This is a genomic window from Proteus sp. fly-1008 (assembly GCF_040140305.1).
Lineage (GTDB): Bacteria > Pseudomonadota > Gammaproteobacteria > Enterobacterales > Enterobacteriaceae > Proteus > Proteus vulgaris_B.
The window spans coordinates 1-18,105 of record NZ_JBEEWH010000006.1; the positions used below are offsets into that span (position 1 = coordinate 1).

General features: G+C 39.1%; 18 protein-coding genes and 1 pseudogene. 6 read left to right on the forward strand and 13 right to left on the reverse strand.

Annotated features, from left to right (window positions below):
• The 8 genes and pseudogenes from ABN256_RS11295 to ABN256_RS11330 all read right to left on the reverse strand — a co-directional run.
• A pseudogene (locus ABN256_RS11295) lies at positions 1 to 78 on the reverse strand (GTP-binding protein); the annotation flags it as partial.
• Between the two features lie 68 nt (positions 79 to 146).
• Positions 147 to 2,261, reverse strand: coding sequence for an elongation factor G (fusA, locus tag ABN256_RS11300; protein ID WP_196554346.1), 2,115 nt, complete (start codon positions 2,259 to 2,261; stop codon positions 147 to 149).
• An 82-nt stretch (positions 2,262 to 2,343) separates the two neighbouring features.
• Positions 2,344 to 2,814 (reverse strand): 30S ribosomal protein S7, encoded by a 471-nt coding sequence (gene rpsG / locus ABN256_RS11305; RefSeq protein ID WP_004246897.1) that lies wholly within the window; start codon positions 2,812 to 2,814, stop codon positions 2,344 to 2,346.
• A 99-nt stretch (positions 2,815 to 2,913) separates the two neighbouring features.
• On the reverse strand, positions 2,914 to 3,288 hold the full coding sequence (gene rpsL, locus ABN256_RS11310) for a 30S ribosomal protein S12 (protein ID WP_004236497.1): 375 nt from the start codon (positions 3,286 to 3,288) through the stop codon (positions 2,914 to 2,916).
• A 127-nt stretch (positions 3,289 to 3,415) separates the two neighbouring features.
• Positions 3,416 to 3,709, reverse strand: coding sequence for a sulfurtransferase complex subunit TusB (tusB, locus tag ABN256_RS11315; RefSeq protein ID WP_196554347.1), 294 nt, complete (start codon positions 3,707 to 3,709; stop codon positions 3,416 to 3,418).
• Between the two features lie 31 nt (positions 3,710 to 3,740).
• On the reverse strand, positions 3,741 to 4,100 hold the full coding sequence (gene tusC, locus ABN256_RS11320) for a sulfurtransferase complex subunit TusC (protein ID WP_196554472.1): 360 nt from the start codon (positions 4,098 to 4,100) through the stop codon (positions 3,741 to 3,743).
• Between the two features lie 8 nt (positions 4,101 to 4,108).
• Positions 4,109 to 4,504, reverse strand: a complete 396-nt coding sequence (tusD, locus tag ABN256_RS11325; RefSeq protein WP_196554348.1) for a sulfurtransferase complex subunit TusD — start codon at positions 4,502 to 4,504, stop codon at positions 4,109 to 4,111.
• 9 nt (positions 4,505 to 4,513) lie between these two features.
• Positions 4,514 to 5,218, reverse strand: coding sequence for a helix-turn-helix transcriptional regulator (locus ABN256_RS11330; protein ID WP_023583301.1), 705 nt, complete (start codon positions 5,216 to 5,218; stop codon positions 4,514 to 4,516).
• Between the two features lie 345 nt (positions 5,219 to 5,563).
• Here ABN256_RS11330 and ABN256_RS11335 point away from each other — a divergent pair, with 345 nt between their 5' ends.
• Both ABN256_RS11335 and ABN256_RS11340 read left to right on the forward strand, forming a co-directional pair.
• Positions 5,564 to 5,722 carry a hypothetical protein gene (locus ABN256_RS11335; protein ID WP_196554349.1) on the forward strand — a complete coding sequence of 53 codons (159 nt, stop codon included), beginning with the start codon at positions 5,564 to 5,566 and terminating at the stop codon, positions 5,720 to 5,722.
• A gap of 144 nt (positions 5,723 to 5,866) precedes the next feature.
• Positions 5,867 to 6,748 carry a DMT family transporter gene (locus ABN256_RS11340; RefSeq protein ID WP_196554350.1) on the forward strand — a complete coding sequence of 294 codons (882 nt, stop codon included), beginning with the start codon at positions 5,867 to 5,869 and terminating at the stop codon, positions 6,746 to 6,748.
• Positions 6,749 to 6,846: 98 nt separating this feature from the next.
• Here ABN256_RS11340 and fkpA read toward each other — a convergent pair whose 3' ends face one another.
• Positions 6,847 to 7,596, reverse strand: coding sequence for an FKBP-type peptidyl-prolyl cis-trans isomerase (gene fkpA, locus ABN256_RS11345; RefSeq protein WP_072068762.1), 750 nt, complete (start codon positions 7,594 to 7,596; stop codon positions 6,847 to 6,849).
• Positions 7,597 to 8,050: 454 nt separating this feature from the next.
• Here fkpA and ABN256_RS11350 point away from each other — a divergent pair, with 454 nt between their 5' ends.
• A complete protein-coding gene (locus tag ABN256_RS11350) occupies positions 8,051 to 8,269 on the forward strand; it encodes a SlyX family protein (protein WP_072068763.1) in 219 nt (72 codons plus the stop codon).
• Between the two features lie 81 nt (positions 8,270 to 8,350).
• Here the strand turns inward: ABN256_RS11350 and slyD are convergent, their stop codons facing one another.
• From slyD to kefG, 4 genes are all read right to left on the reverse strand, one after another.
• Complete coding sequence (gene slyD, locus ABN256_RS11355) at positions 8,351 to 8,980, reverse strand: peptidylprolyl isomerase (protein ID WP_349439478.1); 630 nt, start codon at positions 8,978 to 8,980, stop codon at positions 8,351 to 8,353.
• Positions 8,981 to 9,069: 89 nt separating this feature from the next.
• Positions 9,070 to 9,273 carry a YheV family putative zinc ribbon protein gene (locus tag ABN256_RS11360; protein WP_072068765.1) on the reverse strand — a complete coding sequence of 68 codons (204 nt, stop codon included), beginning with the start codon at positions 9,271 to 9,273 and terminating at the stop codon, positions 9,070 to 9,072.
• Positions 9,274 to 9,277: 4 nt separating this feature from the next.
• Positions 9,278 to 11,140: a glutathione-regulated potassium-efflux system protein KefB gene (gene kefB / locus ABN256_RS11365; protein ID WP_197269802.1), complete on the reverse strand. Its 1,863-nt coding sequence runs from the start codon at positions 11,138 to 11,140 to the stop codon at positions 9,278 to 9,280.
• On the reverse strand, positions 11,140 to 11,691 hold the full coding sequence (gene kefG, locus ABN256_RS11370; RefSeq protein ID WP_349439479.1) for a glutathione-regulated potassium-efflux system ancillary protein KefG: 552 nt from the start codon (positions 11,689 to 11,691) through the stop codon (positions 11,140 to 11,142). The genes kefB and kefG overlap by 1 nt, the downstream gene beginning before the upstream one ends.
• Before the next feature lie 121 nt (positions 11,692 to 11,812).
• Here kefG and ABN256_RS11375 point away from each other — a divergent pair, with 121 nt between their 5' ends.
• From ABN256_RS11375 to ABN256_RS11385, 3 genes are all read left to right on the forward strand, one after another.
• Positions 11,813 to 13,744 carry an ABC transporter ATP-binding protein gene (locus tag ABN256_RS11375; RefSeq protein WP_196554352.1) on the forward strand — a complete coding sequence of 644 codons (1,932 nt, stop codon included), beginning with the start codon at positions 11,813 to 11,815 and terminating at the stop codon, positions 13,742 to 13,744.
• 308 nt (positions 13,745 to 14,052) lie between these two features.
• On the forward strand, positions 14,053 to 15,735 hold the full coding sequence (locus ABN256_RS11380) for a methyl-accepting chemotaxis protein (RefSeq protein ID WP_196554353.1): 1,683 nt from the start codon (positions 14,053 to 14,055) through the stop codon (positions 15,733 to 15,735).
• 539 nt (positions 15,736 to 16,274) lie between these two features.
• Positions 16,275 to 18,017 carry a methyl-accepting chemotaxis protein gene (locus ABN256_RS11385; protein WP_196554354.1) on the forward strand — a complete coding sequence of 581 codons (1,743 nt, stop codon included), beginning with the start codon at positions 16,275 to 16,277 and terminating at the stop codon, positions 18,015 to 18,017.
• The last annotated feature ends 88 nt before the right edge of the window (positions 18,018 to 18,105 follow it).

An 18,105-nucleotide genomic window follows, 5' to 3' on the forward strand; every position in this document is an offset into this window, starting at 1 on the left:
AGTTTTACCGTGGTCAACGTGGCCGATAGTACCAACGTTAACGTGCGGTTTTGAACGTTCAAATTTTTCTTTAGACACGACTATATTCCTTAATATCGCTCCCTCTTATTAGAGGGAGCGTAAACTAAATTGAACTCGAAAGGATCTTATTTCGCTTTACGAGCTTCGATAATAGCCTGAGCGACGTTGCTAGGCGCTTCGTTGTACTTCAAGAACTCCATAGAGTATGAAGCACGACCCTGAGTTTGTGAACGCAGGTCAGTTGCATAACCGAACATTTCAGCCAGTGGTACTTGAGCACGGATGATCTTACCGGTAGGCAGATCGTCCATACCTTCAACCATACCACGACGACGGTTTAAGTCACCGATAACGTCGCCCATGTAATCTTCTGGCGTTTCAATCTCAACTTTCATGACTGGCTCAAGCAGAATTGGCTTAGCTTTCATGAAGCCGTCTTTAAATGCCATTGATGCGGCAATTTTAAACGCGATTTCTGAGGAGTCAACATCATGGTAAGAACCGTAATGTAAACGAGCCTGAATATCCACAACAGGGTAACCTGCTAATGGACCAGATTTCAGCTGTTCTTGAATACCTTTATCAACAGCTGGGATGAATTCTTTAGGAATTACACCACCAACGATATCGTTGATAAATACGTAGTTCTCTTCACCACCTGCTGGTAATGGAGACAGGTCGATAACAACATGACCGTACTGACCACGACCACCAGATTGTTTCGCGTGCTTACCTTCGATATCAGTTACTGTATCACGAATAGTTTCACGGTAAGCAACCTGTGGTTTACCTACGTTCGCTTCAACTTTAAATTCGCGACGCATACGGTCAACTAACACGTCTAAGTGCAGCTCACCCATACCAGCAATGATAGTCTGACCAGTTTCTTCGTCGCTTGATACGCGGAAAGATGGATCTTCTTGAGCCAGACGGTTCAGAGCGATACCCATTTTTTCTTGGTCAGCTTTAGTCTTAGGTTCGATAGCAACAGAGATTACTGGCTCTGGGAATTCCATACGTTCTAAGATGATTGGTGCATCAATTGCACATAAAGTATCACCTGTAGTTACGTCTTTCAGACCGATAGCAGCAGCGATGTCGCCCGCACGAACTTCTTTAATTTCTTCACGCTTGTTAGCATGCATCTGAACAATACGGCCAAAACGTTCTTTTTTGTCTTTAACCGGGTTCAGAACTGTGTCACCTGAGTTTACAACACCAGAGTACACACGGAAGAATGTTAAGTTACCAACAAATGGGTCAGTAGCGATTTTGAATGCCAGAGATGAGAATGGCTCTTCGTCGCTTGAATGACGTTCTGCTGGAGTATCTTTACCGTCTGGTAACATACCATTGATAGCAGGAACATCTGTTGGTGCTGGCAGGTATTCAATTACCGCATCCAGCATTGCCTGAACACCTTTGTTCTTAAATGCAGAACCACAGGTAACCAGGATAATTTCGTTATCTAGAACGCGTTTACGCAGAGCAGCTTTGATTTCTGCTTCTGACAGCTCTTCACCGCCCAGATATTTGTCCATCAGTTCTTCTGATGCTTCAGCAGCTGATTCGACTAGGTTGTTGTGCCATTCTTCAGCTAAATCTTGCAGATTTGCAGGAATGTCTTCGTATTCGAAAGTAACACCTTGGTCTTCTTCATTCCAACGGATTGCTTTCATTTTGATTAAGTCAACAACACCGGTGAAATGTTCTTCAGCGCCTACTGGAATTTGCAGTGGAACTGGGTTTGCTGCCAGACGTGTTTTGATTTGTTCAACAACACGCAGGAAGTTTGCACCCATACGGTCCATTTTGTTAACGAACGCGATACGTGGTACATGATATTTGTTAGCCTGGCGCCATACTGTTTCTGACTGAGGCTGAACACCACCAACTGCACAGTAAACCATAACCGCGCCATCAAGAACACGCATAGAACGTTCTACTTCGATTGTGAAGTCAACGTGTCCTGGGGTGTCGATGATATTTACACGGTGAGGCTCAAACTGTTTAGCCATACCAGACCAGAATGCAGTAGTTGCTGCGGATGTGATAGTAATACCACGTTCCTGCTCCTGCTCCATCCAGTCCATTGTTGCTGAACCTTCGTGAGTTTCACCAATTTTATGGTTTACACCGGTATAAAACAGAATACGTTCACTTGTAGTGGTTTTACCGGCATCGATGTGCGCACTGATACCGATATTACGGTAACGTGCTATGGGGGTTTGACGAGCCATTTTTTCCTCTCTCGTGGGCGTTCAATTCAGGTAAAGGACAGCAGAGCTGTCCTGAAAAGAGTTGCGACAACTACTTCGTGGATTACCAACGGTAGTGTGCGAACGCCTTGTTTGCATCTGCCATACGGTGAACGTCTTCACGTTTCTTAACAGCAGCGCCTTTGTTTTCAGCCGCATCAGATAATTCATTTGCCAGGCGAAGAGCCATGGATTTATCACCGCGTTTACGAGCAGCTTCAACAATCCAACGCATTGCTAATGCATTACGACGAACTGGGCGTACTTCAACTGGAACTTGGTAAGTTGAACCACCAACACGGCGGGATTTAACTTCCACAGTAGGACGTACGTTATCTAATGCGATTTCGAACGCTTCCAGTTCAGTTTTGCCTGAACGCTGAGCCAGGGTCTCAAGCGCATTATATACGATAGATTCTGCAGTAGATTTTTTACCGTCTACCATCAGAATGTTTACAAATTTAGCCAGCAGTTCTGATCCGAACTTAGGATCTGGCAGAATTTTACGTTGACCAATTACACGACGACGTGGCATGGAAATACTCCGTTTAAAATTCAGGGTTGTCCAAAACTCAATGAGTTTATTTTGACATTATTGGTGAAAAAATGTTTGGCCTTACTTAACGGAGAACCATTAAGCCTTTGGCTTCTTCACACCGTACTTAGAACGAGCTTGTTTACGGTCTTTAACACCAGAACAGTCCAGCGCGCCGCGAACAGTGTGGTAACGCACACCTGGTAAGTCTTTAACACGACCACCACGGATTAAGATTACGGAGTGCTCCTGCAAGTTGTGGCCTTCACCACCGATGTAGGAAGAAACTTCGAAACCGTTAGTCAAACGCACACGGCATACTTTACGCAGTGCTGAGTTTGGTTTTTTTGGAGTGGTAGTATATACACGAGTACATACGCCACGTTTTTGCGGGCAAGCTTCCAGAGCTGGAACGTTGCTTTTAACAACTTTCGAGCTACGAGATTTGCGTACCAGCTGATTAATAGTTGCCATTTAAAAAAAGCTCCTGGTTTTTGCTTCGTAAACACGGATTTGAACTCTGTCTTGTCAACAAGACAAAACATGAGGACGCAGAATTTTATTGCTGAAGGGCTCATGTGTCAAGAATTATACAGCAATTCTACGCTCCCCAATGAATTTGTTGGGGGTGTTTTACCGTTAAATCGACAAAATCACCATAACTGATGAGTTTAATATGATGAGATGCTTGATCTTTTAAGCCTCTAGCTAAAACATCATCAATTAATGCGTAAACTGAAATTTGCTGTTGAAGACAATATTTTAATAAAGGATTGCCCTCAAGAACTGCCAATACACCATCTTGTATTAACAAAACATCATCTTCTTTTGTCAATAAAGATAAAAAAGCCTCTAAATCACTTTGATAAATAGAGACGGAATAAGTATACAACATAACCGTTCAACCTTCCTGCCTAAGTTCTGTATCAAAAGCGTAATACCACATCATATTCACTCAATTTTTGAGTAATATCTTGATGTGATATCACTTGTGCATCCAACACAAAAGAAGTTTGAGAGGATAATCCACGATGAGCCATGTCTTGGTGTGATATATAGACGTTTGTTACATCATACAAGGGGAGCACTTTAAAAGTTACCGCATGATGGCGTGATAACACACCTTCAGGTTGTTGATTTTCAACCAATTGAAACACACCATCTGAGATAAAAAAAACACCAATATCTTCTGTTAACGCAGAGGTTGCGAGCAAAGCGTCCAGACCTTCTCGTCCAGCACTATTACCGTGCGGTGCCTGTGTAAAAAGAAATGCGATTGAATTCATTTTTTTCATTAAAATTGCACCACACGCGAACAAGTCAACATCGCTTGAGCAAGTGAACCCAGCCCGCTGAGTTCAAACTCCATTGCCATATTATGATTATCAATTCCTTGCTCTTTTGCCTGTTCCTTATCAATAATTCCTCGGCGTAGCGCAGCTGCAACACAAACATGCAAAGGAATTTGGTGTTTTTTCGCCAATGTTATCCACGCCTTGGGAAGATCAAATTCATCATTTGCGGGTGATACTAACTTATTAGCATTTACCACCCCTTCCCGATAAAAGAAAATTTGCGCAATTTTATGCCCTTTTTCAAGAAGGGCATTGGCGAACAAATAGGCACTTGAAGCTTGTTCAGTTCCATAATGAGGCCCTGTTACCACTAAACAATATGTCAAGGAGCTCATAATGTTGCCCTACTCTCCATTTTTAAACTGGCGAATATAGAGATAAACAGTATGTTTTGAGATATTCAGTCGATCAGCAACTTGATTAATGGCATCTTTAATATCAAAAATACCTTTTTCATAAAGACTTAATACCACTTGTTTATTTTTTGCGTTATTGGCCACTTCACGATCATTATTCACTTCTTCAATTGTGAACTCTAATGTTTGAGCCACTAAATCATCAACAGATGAAGCAAAGTTAACATCAGAAGCAACTTCATGTGTTTCTTCAGGTATAAAAGTTTTGATTATTTCAGAGAATGGAACATCAAGGTTCATATTAATACATAATAAACCGATGACACGACGTTCACGATTACGAATTGCAATCGTGATCGATTTCATCAATGCACCACTTTTCGCTCTAGTAAAATAAGCCTTTGAAAAACTTGAATCTTCATCTGTGATATCATGTAACATTTGTAATGCTAAATCGGTAATTGGAGAACCAATCTTACGACCAGTATGTTCTCCATTCGCGATTTTAACCGCTGAACATTTCAAATCTTCCAGAGAGTGCAATACGATTTCGCAATGGTTGCCGATGAGCATGGCCAAACCATCTACGGCTGCTTCATAGGACTTCAATATTTCGTGATCAGTTTGAGTAAAAGGTCGGCTATCTAGTTTTTCAAACTCGCTGCTGTCACCATTAAATAACGGGCTAGACATTTGATTATATAATCCTTAAAGGCTTTAATTATGATAATGACTTGAGGTTCTATTTTTTATAACGATTCGTCACTGCGAATCAATTTAATATTAAAAAATTTTAAATATAAAAACTGAATTAGGGCACGATTCTGACGTTAGATCGTCAAAAGATCTACGTCAAGTGCCTTAGAATAAGAGCTTTGTCATAGGTCACAGCTTTTTTCGTTTTTCTTTATCTTTTTGTATCAACACCCCTATATTTTTGAAGATTTCACTTTTAAAGAGGGTCTGGATAAAGATTGACACTATTGAATAGATTACCTATATTCCAAATTATTGTTATTTTAACGAGTGATTAATCCCATGAATATACTGATGATATGCCAATCTCAGCAAACTTCATCAATAATGGGGTTAATTTCTGTTGCTTCTATGCCTATTGAAACTCTCTCTTCACCACCTCCACCTGTGAAAGTGGTTGTAGTCAATACAACGGTTATTGTTGCAACTTATATCGCTTGATCTATTTAATCAGCTTAATCGCGTATTTAACCAACAGACTAGATTGATATGTTATTTACGTTTATTTATTGATGCTTTATCAATCGCCAACCATGACTAAAAATAATCAAGCTATCTTACTGCTCAGTTTACAGGTGTATCATCATGTACTTACGTCAATATTGGACAAGATTCGGTCCAACGACATTATTTGTTTTATTATGGAGTAGCGGTGCTATCTTTTCTCGCTGGGGTTTAGATAATGGTAGCTCATTTGCTATTTTGACTTGGCGTTTTATTATCGCTTTGGCGTTTCTTTCTTTTTTGTGTATTCAGCGCCATCGCTTTTTGCCACCGAAAGGAAGCCGCTTAAAAACAGCGTGGGTCGGTCTATTAATTATTGGTGGTTATTCTATTTGTTATCTTTTAGCGCTCGCCAATAGCATTACACCTGGAATGCTAGCCACAATCATGGGCGTACAACCCATTATCACATTATGGATAATTGAACGTAACTTTTCAGCGACGCGACTGCTAGGGCTTTTAATCGCATTGACTGGGTTAGTGTTGGTAGTTGCACAAAGTTTATTTAATACAGCACTTTCATTAACAGGGATGATTTATGCGTTAGTTGCTCTACTTTGTATGAGCTTTGGTGCGATTTCACAAAAAAAATTACAATTAGCACCAATGGATGCTTTGCCTTTGCAATATGTAGTTAGTCTCGTGCTGTGTTTGTTATTTGTGCCATTTCAACCTTTTGATGCTTCATTCGATATTGGCTTTATCATTCCTGTTCTTTGGCTGGCTATTATCATTTCTGTTGTTGCTCAGTTGCTGCTATATCGCTTACTCACAACAGGTAATTTAGTTAATGTGACGAGCTTATTTTATTTAGTACCTGGAGTGACAGCATTAATGGATTACATCTTCTTAGGTAATAAAATGTCTTTACTCAGCTTAGCAGGAATGGGAGCAATCATTGTGGGCTTGCTGTTTGTCTTTAAAAAACCCAAAGCTATTATTGTTGAAGAACAAGTAGATTAATATTATCTATTCGTAAGCTATGTGTATTAATGAGCTTTATAATTAGAAATAAAAATGCTGACATTGATGTCAGCATTTTTTCTTTCGTGATAAGTGAATTACTTATCGCTTTCAACACTCAGTAATTCAACTTCAAATACTAATGTTGAGTTAGCTGGAATACCACTTGTTGCGCGTTGGCCATAGCCTAATTCTGGTGGAATAACTAACTTGATTTTACCGCCTTCTTTGATGTATTTCATGCCTTCAGTCCAGCCTGGAATAACACTTTTTAGGCTAATTGTCAGAGGCTCATTACGATCATAAGAGCTATCAAACTGTTTACCATCAATCAACATACCTTTGTAGTGTACAGTAACGCGATCAGCATCTGTTGGAGTTTTACCTTTACCTGGGTTTTCAACTAAATACAGTAAACCTGATTTTGTTTTGACTACACCTTTTTCAGCAGCAAATTCTGTACGGAATTTATCACCCGCAGTTTTGTTCTCGGTTGCTTCTTTTTCCATTTTCGCTGTAGCCGCTGTGCGAACTTGATCTTCAAAAGCCGCTAAGGTTAATTCAATCTCAGCATCTGATAGTTTTGATTTACTGTTAAATGCATCCTGAACACCCGCCAGCAGTTGTTTAGAATCTAAAGTAATACCAATATTTTTTTGCTCTTGTAATGCAGCTTCCATGTAGCGACCCATCGACGCGCCTAACGCATAGGCATTTTGCTCATTTTGAGTTTTAAATGCGCTATTTAATGTTGGCACTTTAGCTGCTTCTTCAGCGAATGCTTGAGGTGCACTGAATGCGAAAGCTAAACTTGTTGCCAGCAACGTCGTTTTTAATAAAGATTTCATCCCATTCTCCAGTATATGTTAGTGAATCGCTACGTTTTACAAACAAAGATCATAGATCTTCACTAAAACGTTTTGCATCACATCTTGCTGTCATTGCGGTATGTACTCGCCATACTTCAAGTTGTCACGTTGTTGATTGCATTTATTCGCACTCGTCAACGTATATATGCGTCTAATGACTTATTCTCTTGTCACCTAGCTGCACCTCGAAATATTTAGAGTAAGATCTATCCGCGGGTAGCAATTTTATATGAATTTAAAAAATTTGCCGACACTCTTAACAGTTAATGTTAGGATTTTTGCCAGCACAGAGTGTTATCACATTAACAAAATAGTCTTTTATCTCAAACCAGATTTATGTCTTCCTGTGTATATATCAGTAAATAAGATTAAATTTCACAATTTCGTTAATCTCATTCGTCGTAATTCGACATTTTAAAGGAGGAAAAACACAATGGATATTAAGGAAGTAGAGCACTTGCTCATACAATTAGAAAGCAAAGTTGCTTTCCAAGATGCGACAATTGAAGAGTTAAATCAGGTGGTCACACAGCAACAAATTGAAATTAGTCGCTTTAAAGAAGCATTAAAGATTGTCACTGAACGCTTAAAAGCATCTCAATCCTCAATACTTGCAAGACCTGAAGATGAAACGCCGCCCCCACACTATTAAGTGATAATTTTCTTTTTAGCGTAATCAGAAAAAACAAAAAAGGAGCGTTTAAGCGCTCCTTTTGATCTTTCTTTAGAAAGATTAGTGTTGGCAACCGCAACCGCCATGACCGTGGCCGTGACCATGACCTTCGCCACCACAGCATCCACCTTCTTCACCATGAGAATGGCCATGACCATGACCACCGCCACAGCATCCGCCTTCTTCACCGTGACCGTGGCCACCACAACATTCGTGCTCTTCTTCTTCACCGTGTACGTGACCGTGTGCTAATTCTTCTTCAGTCGCTTCACGAATTGCAACGATTTCAACATGAAACTTCAGGTTTTGGCCTGCTAACATGTGGTTACCATCAACGATAACTTCGTCACCTTCAATACCTGTAATTTCTACTGGTACTGGACCTTGATCGGTATCAGCAAGAAAACGCATGCCAACTTCTAACTCATCAACACCAACAAAAACATCTTTTGGTACGCGTTGAACTAAGTTTTCATCGTATTGGCCATAAGCATCATCAGAAGCCACTTCTACGTCGAATTTCTCACCGACTTCGCGACCTGTTAATGCATTTTCTAAACCACTGATTAAAGAACCACGGCCATGCAGATAGTCTAACGGTGCGCTTACCGTGGACTCATCAACTAAAACACCGTCTTCTGATCTTACTTGATAAGCCAGACTAACTACCAAGTCGTTTGCTACTTTCATGACATCTCCTACATACCCGTGGGCAAAATTTTCCCGATTGTAACGAAAAATAAATCTTCTGTATCGGGTTATATCAAAAAAACCTACAATTATTGTGGTGTAAAGATCCCAATGACCTGTTCATTTTCACGAACAAGCGAATTAACTTCACCGTCTGTTTGCCGTTGCTGATGGCCACATTGAGCACATTCCACAATATCAACTTTATCTTCGCGCCACATTTTGAGTGTGTCTTGAGCTTGACAGTGTGGGCACACAGCTCCAGCGATAAAGCGTTTACGGGTTGCAGACATGGGGTCAGTTCTCCTGTTTATCAATAGATCTTTTTTCTTTACTTATTTGAGGAATATCCTCGGTTAAAGATTCATCCCAAATATCTGGTTGGTGATGTTCTTGACGAATTTCTTCACTAAAAAGTTCTTCAAGTTCTCGCCTTGCTTCTTTTACACGAGAGACATTGGAAACTTCTTCAGGTGATTCATCCACCAGCTTTCTAAGTAATTGCATATCTAAACGACGAAAATGCTGTTGTGCTCGATAAGCTTGATGAGGATGCATACCTAATTCAATTAATGTTTTACGCCCTAGTTCTAAAGCACTAGAAAATGTTTCTCGGCTAAAATCTGTTACACCCGCTTTAAGCAATTCATGAGCCTCAACACGTCCCCTTGCTCTGGAAATAATATGCAAATTAGGGAAGTGTCGCTGACAGAGGTGAACAATTTCCATCGTCGCTTCAGGTTCATTACTAGTGATTACAATCGTTTTTGCGTGTTCCGCACCCGCCGCACGTAATAAATTGAGATCAGTAGCATCACCATAATAAACTTTATAGCCATATTTACGCATGGTGCTTAAACTTCCCACATCATGCTCTAAGACGGTGACGTTAATCTTGTTAGCCATCAACAAGCGCCCTACAACCTGTCCCATTCGACCAAAACCAACAAGAATGACTTCTGGATGATTGTTTTCAACAAAAGGCTGTTCGTCTGTTTTAGGCTCATTATAACGGCGAGATAATACAGCGTCTGTCATTTGCATCACAAGTGGCGTTGTCATCATAGAAAGCGTGACAACCACCAGCAACAATGCCATCTGCTGACTATCTAATACGCCCATTGCCATTGATGTTGAAAAAACAACAAAGGCAAACTCACCACCTTGACTTAATACTGATGAAAATTGTAAACGTGTAGAAAATCGTAATCCAGCTAACCATGCAATACCGTAAAGTATCAAAGCTTTAACAATGACTAGAATAAGCACACCCAGTAAAACTTCTGGTAAATAGCGCCATAAGATACCTATATCTAAAGACATGCCGACAGAAATAAAAAAGAGGCCCAGTAACAAGCCCTTAAAAGGCTCAATAGAAATTTCTAATTCATGCCGATATTCTGTATCCGCCAATAATACACCAGCAATAAAGGTTCCCATTGCCATTGAAAAACCGAGAGTTTCCATAAAAATAGCCGCACCTAGCACGACTAATAATGCGGCAGCTGTAAAGACTTCTCTTACACCCGATTTGACAACTAAACGAAACAGAGGACGTAATAAATAACGCCCACAAACCAATAACGCAGCAAAAGAGGCAACTTTTAATCCAATACGATACCAATCACTGCTAGCAGTTTCCCCAGCAAGTAGCGGAATAACAGCAAGAATAGGGATCACTGCCATATCTTGGAATAACAGAACTGCAAAACCTAACTGCCCACCCTCATTATGATTCATCCCTTTTTCACTCATAAGCTGTAATGCCATAGCCGTTGAGGACATCGCAATACCTAATCCGCCAATAACGGCGGCCTGCCATGAAAAAGAGGTTAAAACGAGAATAAGTCCTGAGAAAATAGAGGCGGTGAAAACCACCTGCATTGAACCGACACCAAAAATAGCGCGTCTTAATTCCCACAGCTTGGCTGGATTTAGCTCCAATCCAATAATGAACATCAAAAAGACCACACCGAGTTCAGCAAAATGTAAGATGTTATCGACATCTTTAAATAGCCCTAACCCCCAAGGGCCAATGGCAATACCAGCAATTAAGTAACCCAGTACGGCACCAATTTTAAGACGTTGTGCAATCGGTACCATGATAACCGCAGCACAAAGGAAAAAGAGAACCGCTTTAATCATCCAGTTATCTTCCATTAGACATGCTCCCCTTCAAGTGGCGCACTTAACCAATGGCGATAAGCCTCTCCAATATGCGTCAATGTCGTTTTAGACTGTTGCCTTGCTGAATACACAATCATGGGTGATAACCAACGCATACCACACATTTCTGCCATTAATTCAAAAGGACGTAATAATTCTGTGAGTGTGTAGTGATTCTTTCCATTATGTTGGTAAGCATATTCAGGTTCACCTGTGGTCACAACACAGCGGAATGCTTTTCCTTTTAAATGTGACCATCCACTTTCATTTGTAAAAGGACGTGTTAGTACCCTGTCTTGCCATTCTTTTAATAATGCTGGACAACTATATGTTTGTAATGGAAATTGAAAAACAATCACTTGGTGTTTGCACAACAAGGATTGCTCATGGTGTATATCAATAAAAAAATCAGGATAAGTAGCATATAAATCATGAATAGTTATATTCTCTAGATCCCTCACCGCCTTGATTAATGCTTTATTAGCAATGGATTGGCGCGGCTCGGGATGAACATACACCAGTAATACATTTGATGCGTTTGACATCATTCCTCCTTACAAAACGTGTCAGAAACCATTTTTTCCGTTACCATGCACGCATTGTGACCAACTGTTACGAACAACTTACTCTATATATTAATTTACATACTCTTAATAGACGATATTTATGATTGTTTTTTCTTCTTTGCAAATTCGCCGTGGTGTCAGAGTGTTACTGGATAATGCCAGTGCAACCATTAATCCAGGGCAAAAAATTGGTCTAGTCGGCAAAAATGGTTGTGGTAAAACCACATTACTCTCTTTATTAAAAGGTGAGCTTCAAGCAGAAGCGGGGAATGTCACCTTTCCCAGTACTTGGGCTATGGCGTGGGTTAACCAAGAAACACCTGCACTTGATGTACCCGCAATTGATTATGTTATTGATGGTGATAGAGAATATCGCCAGTTAGAACAAAGATTACAAAAAGCTAACGAGACAAACGACGGTCACGCAATTGCACTTATTCACGGGCAATTAGATGCCATTAATGCATGGACAATTCAATCTCGTGCGGCAACCTTACTAAATGGTCTTGGTTTTAGCCAACAACAACTAAATGAACCTGTAAAATCATTTTCAGGTGGTTGGAGAATGCGTTTAAACTTAGCGCAAGCATTAATTTGTCGCTCTGATTTACTATTACTCGATGAGCCTACCAACCACTTAGATTTAGATGCTGTTATTTGGCTTGAAAAATGGCTAAAAAGCTATGCTGGCACCTTAATTTTGATTTCCCATGACCGTGATTTTCTTGATCCGATCGTGGATAAAATCTTGCATATCGAACAAGAAAAAATCTTTGAATATTCAGGTAACTACTCTTCGTTTGAAATGCAACGAGCAACAAAACTCGCTCAGCAACAAGCTTTGTTTGAAAACCAGCAATCAAAAATTGCACACTTACAAAGTTTTATCGACAGATTTAAAGCGAAAGCGACTAAAGCGAAACAAGCACAAAGCCGAGTGAAAATGCTTGAGCGAATGGAGCGCGTTGCTCCAGCTCATTCTGATAACCCATTCCAATTTAGCTTCCGCCAACCTGAAAGTTTACCTAATCCACTACTATCGATGGAAAAAGTCAGTGCCGGTTATGGTGAAAAAATTATTCTTAATGATATTAAACTGAATTTAATTCCTGGATCACGTATTGGATTATTAGGGCGAAATGGTGCAGGTAAATCGACTTTAATCAAATTACTTGCTGGGGAGCTTGAACCATTACAAGGGAAAATGGCTCTCTCAAAAGGCATTAAATTGGGTTACTTTGCACAGCATCAATTAGAATTTCTACGCTCCGATGAGTCAGCACTACAACATCTAACTCGCTTAGCTCCTAAAGAGACTGAACAAAAATTACGTGACTATCTTGGAGGTTTTGGCTTCCATGGCGATAAGGTTACAGATGCGTGTGGTCAGTTTTCTGGCGGTGAAAAAGCGCGTTTAGTGTTATCTCTTTTAGTTTGGCAACGCCCTAATTTGCTGTTAATGGATGAACCAACTAACCACCTCGATTTAGATATGCGTCAAGCGTTGACTCAAGCGTTAATTAGCTTTGAAGGCGCAATTGTCGTGGTATCGCATGATAGGCATTTACTGCGTTCAACCACTGACGACCTCTATCTTGTTCACGATGGTCAAGTTGAGCCTTTTGATGGCGATCTGGATGATTACCAACAATGGTTAGTTGATCAAAATCGCCAAGAAACACAAGCCAATAAAAATCAGCAAGATAAAGATAATACCACGACGACAAATTTAAGTGCGCAAGACAAAAAAGAACAAAAACGTAAAGAAGCAGAGTTTAGACAACAAACTCAACCGTTACGTAAAAAACTGACCACCTTAGAGAGTAAAATGGATAAACTTAGCCAAGAGCTTACTCTCATTGAAACAGCACTTTCTGACAGTGGCATTTACGATATCAGCCGTAAAAATGAGCTTTCAGATTGTTTAAGCCGACAAGGTATCGCAAAGTCAGCACTTGAAGACGTTGAAATGGAATGGATGGAATTACAGGAAACATTGGAAGAGATGACAAACACATTTGGCTCTCAGTAATAATCTATCATTCATTAAAAAAGGAACTGTTTTAAGTAAAATAGTTCCTTTATTTTTATCCCATCATTCATTCTTAAAATTTATACAATTCATTTTACAGTAGCACTATTTACACAAAATATAATCTCACCCTATCTGGCAATACCCCAGTAAAAATAACAATCTAATGTTTATTTTCTGACTATTCATATTAAGTAAGGGAAATAAATCCTTTCACACTAAAGTTTCTAACATTCCAGCCGAATTAATCATTCTGCTAAGTGGACCTCCCACTTACCGACAAAAAGGCAAAGCTAATAGGTAGGGTTATGTTAAAACGAATTAAAATCTCTCAAGGTTTAATGTGTGTCCTGACTCTGTTTTGTATTATTCAGATCATTTCTGGAGTACAAAGCATTCACGATGCCTACCAGACTCAAAATAAACTCAAGCAAATTTCATACAGTTTCGACCAACTACGCACAATGGATAATACCTATGCGGAGTTGAATACATTGCGTACGGATATTATTGCGCAAGCATTTAGCTATATATCAAATCCTCAAGCAGAAGATGCAAACATCACCACATTTATGCAAACTATGCCAGCACGTAAGGCACAAGTTGATGCTTTGATGAATGAGTATGTTGAGTTATCCGCTCAAACAGGTTTCGATCAGCAACGTATGGCACAAATCAAACAGCTTTATCAAAAAAGTCGAGCTGATCTTGATTTATTGGCACAATATTTAAGTGAACGAAATACTAATGCTGTTCGATTGATCTTGAAAAGCCCAGCGAATACTAACTTTACTAACTCACTGTATGAAGCCACAGACTTTATTACCGATGAAGTGGTTAATCCGTCAGTAACTGAAGCGGAAAAGAACTATTACAGCATGCTGTGGATAGCGTCTACCTTCATGGGTATTTTCCTTATTTTCACCACATTAGTTCTTATTTGGATCCGTAAATATATCATTGCTCGTATTAATCAAATGATCACCTATCAAGAAACAATTGCTAAAGGTGATTTAGTCAGTCGTGTGGACAGTGACATTTCAGGTAATACTGAAATAGACCAGTTAATGCTGGGATTACAGCAAATGCGCGCACAATTAAAAGAGATGGTAAGCTCTATCCGAAATAGTAGTGCGGCTATTTATACAGGTGTACAAGAGATTGCTGCAGGTAATAATGACTTATCCAGCCGAACTGAAGAACAAGCTAGCGCGCTAGAAGAAACAGCATCCAGTATGGAGCAGATGACTGCAACCATTCGCAATAACACAGAGAGCGCTCGTGAAGTCACAGAGTTAGTGATGAGTACTGCAGATATCGCAGTTCAAGGTGGTGAACACAGTAATAAAATGGTTATGACAATGACAGATATTGCCGATCGCTCACAAAAGATTGGTGAAATTACGGCTGTTATTGATGATATTGCATTCCAAACCAATATCTTAGCCCTTAACGCAGCCGTTGAAGCAGCGAGAGCTGGCGAGCAAGGCCGAGGATTTTCTGTAGTAGCAAGTGAAGTACGTAACTTGGCTCAACGAAGTGCTGAAGCAGCTAAAGAGATCAAAGAGCTTATTGAATCCACAATCTTACGGGTAAGACAAGGTAATGATCTTGTTGAACAAGTCAGTTTATCAATGGGTGAAATTGTAACATCCGTTAATCACGTTTCGGGTTCAATGAAAGAAATTCTATCTGCATCAGAAGAACAAACTCGAGGTATTGCACAAATTAGTCTTGCTGTTAATGAGATGGATAAGGCAACTCAACAAAATGCAGCTATGGTTGAACAATCAACTGCGGCTTCTGCCACATTAAGTGAACAAGCCAGCATGTTAGATATCATCGTCAATACATTTAAAGTTGAGAATGAAAAACCGACCCTAACGAAACTCCCCACATTCTCAGCAAAACCGCAAGAAAAAGAAGCGATTAAAACACCGACAATAAAGACAAATCACCATGAAACCGATGATAATTGGGAAAGTTTTTAAGTTGACCTCTTATACAAAAGAAAGTAAACGCTCAGTATAATAAGTAGTCAATTACATATAACAAAACCTCTACCTACCATACTCCCAGTTAATTTCTGGGAGTATTTCAATTCTCCCGCACATAAACACAAAAAAGTGACCTTTTTTATACAGAAAAAAGAACGCTTTTTAAGAAACATTGAGAGTATTTTCGAAATCAATACGTTTATTTCACTTATTATAAGATAAATCGATAAATAAAGAAAAAACACTGCTCATTATTGCTCTCTTATTCAGCAAAATCATTACAAAAACTTATTATTATATCGATTAACATAAAAAATGAGTAAGCCAATATACCTATAGTCTTTTATATAAATCATTAGAATATTTTAGTCATTAGCTGATAATTAAAGCTAAAAAAAGAAATATAAGTCGTCTTTACTATTAAATAGAGTAGAAACAATAAAGTTTTTAGATATTAAGCCGAATAAGTTTAATTGATAAATAGTTATCGCTCCTTGCTGTGTGTCCTACAAATCAATTAAATAGGTAAGGCTATGCTGAAACGAATAAAAATATCTAATGGCTTAATGTTTATTTTAATACTGTTTTGCATTATTCAACTTTTCTCTGGTGCAATGAGTATCCGTGATGCGAGTTTAACAAATAAGCGGATCTCACAATTAGCGAATGGCTTTGAACAGATAAAAACGATGGATTATGGTTATGCAGAGTTAAATAAATTACGTGAAGATATGCTTAATGTTATGTTTGAAGCCCATCTCACTCCTGACATTGCAGAAGATAAAATCACCCAATTTCTTTCCACTTATCCACAACGAAAACAAGAAATTACACGTATTATTACCTCATACTTTACTTCTGCAACTAACGCCAACTTTGATCCTGAAAAAATAGAAAGTATGAAAAAGCTTTTTAATCGTGTTATTTACGATCTTGATCAGCTTGCCTCATGTTTAGAAATTCGAGATTACTACGGCTTTCAATCTCTTTATGCTCATAATACTAATGAGCGTTTTACTCAATCCCTCTATGAAGCAACAGATTACCTCAGTGATAATGTGGTGACCCATGCAACACAAGCTGCACAAGGTAATTATGAACGAACGTTAATTTTAGCGTTTGTTTTTATGTTTATTTTTATTCTTTTTACAGTTCTTGTTGTGCTTTGGATACGTCGAAATATTGTTTTACGTATCAATCAAATCGTGGATTATATGTCAGAAATTTCACAAGGGAATTTATTAGAAAATAAAAACATCACAGCAAAAGGAAATAATGAAATTGACCAATTAATTACGGGTATTCAGTATATGCGCACTGAGCTCTCATTAATTGTGAATGCTATTCGGGGAACAAGTCATCATATTTACACAGGTGTTCAAGAATTATCAGCAGGCAATACCGATCTTTCTTGCCGTACTGAAGAACAAGCTAGCGCATTAGAAGAAACCGCATCGAGTATGGAACAACTCACAGCAACAGTGAGAAACAATACCGAAAGCGCTCGTGAAGTTTCACATCTCATCAATCAAACATCAAATATTGCCAGTAAAGGGGGCGATGTCACTAATCGCATGGTGAAAACCATGACGGATATTGCCGACAGCTCACAAAAGATTGGCGAAATTACCGCCGTTATCAACAGTATTGCCTTTCAAACCAATATTCTTTCCTTAAATGCAGCTGTTGAAGCTGCTAGAGCAGGCGAACAAGGGCGTGGTTTTTCTGTGGTAGCGACTGAAGTGAGAGAGTTAGCACAGCGTAGTGCTGAAGCAGCGAAGGAAATTAAAGAATTAATTGATGCCTCAATAAGTCGAGTTCGTCATGGCAATGATCTTGTTGAACAAGTCAGTATTTCTATGGGTGAAATACTGACATCTGTAAAACATGTTGAAGACTCAATGACAGAAATTTTATCGGCATCTGAAGAACAAACACGTGGTATAACCCAAGTCTCTCTTGCGGTTACAGAAATGGACAAAGCCACCCAACAAAATGCTGCCATGGTTGAACAATCCTCCTCTGTTGCTAGTTTACTAACCGAAGAAGCTGGCAATCTTGAACAGATCGTTGAGCAATTTAAGACTGCTGAAAGTGAGCAATACAATAAAAAATCACAACATACCATAATCGAAAAATCATTCTCTTCTGAAAAATCACTGCAACCAAAAGAAGAAAAAATAAAAAACACCACCAAGGATGACATAAAAGAGAAGAATTTCGTGAAAGGAGCATCTGTCAAAAATGATGAAGACGATGATTGGACAAGCTTTTAACTCACCGTTTTTTCATGATTAAAATATGATTTAGATAAACACAAAGACACCTATTTTTAGTAGGTGTCTTTTTCTTTTATTTCCTAAT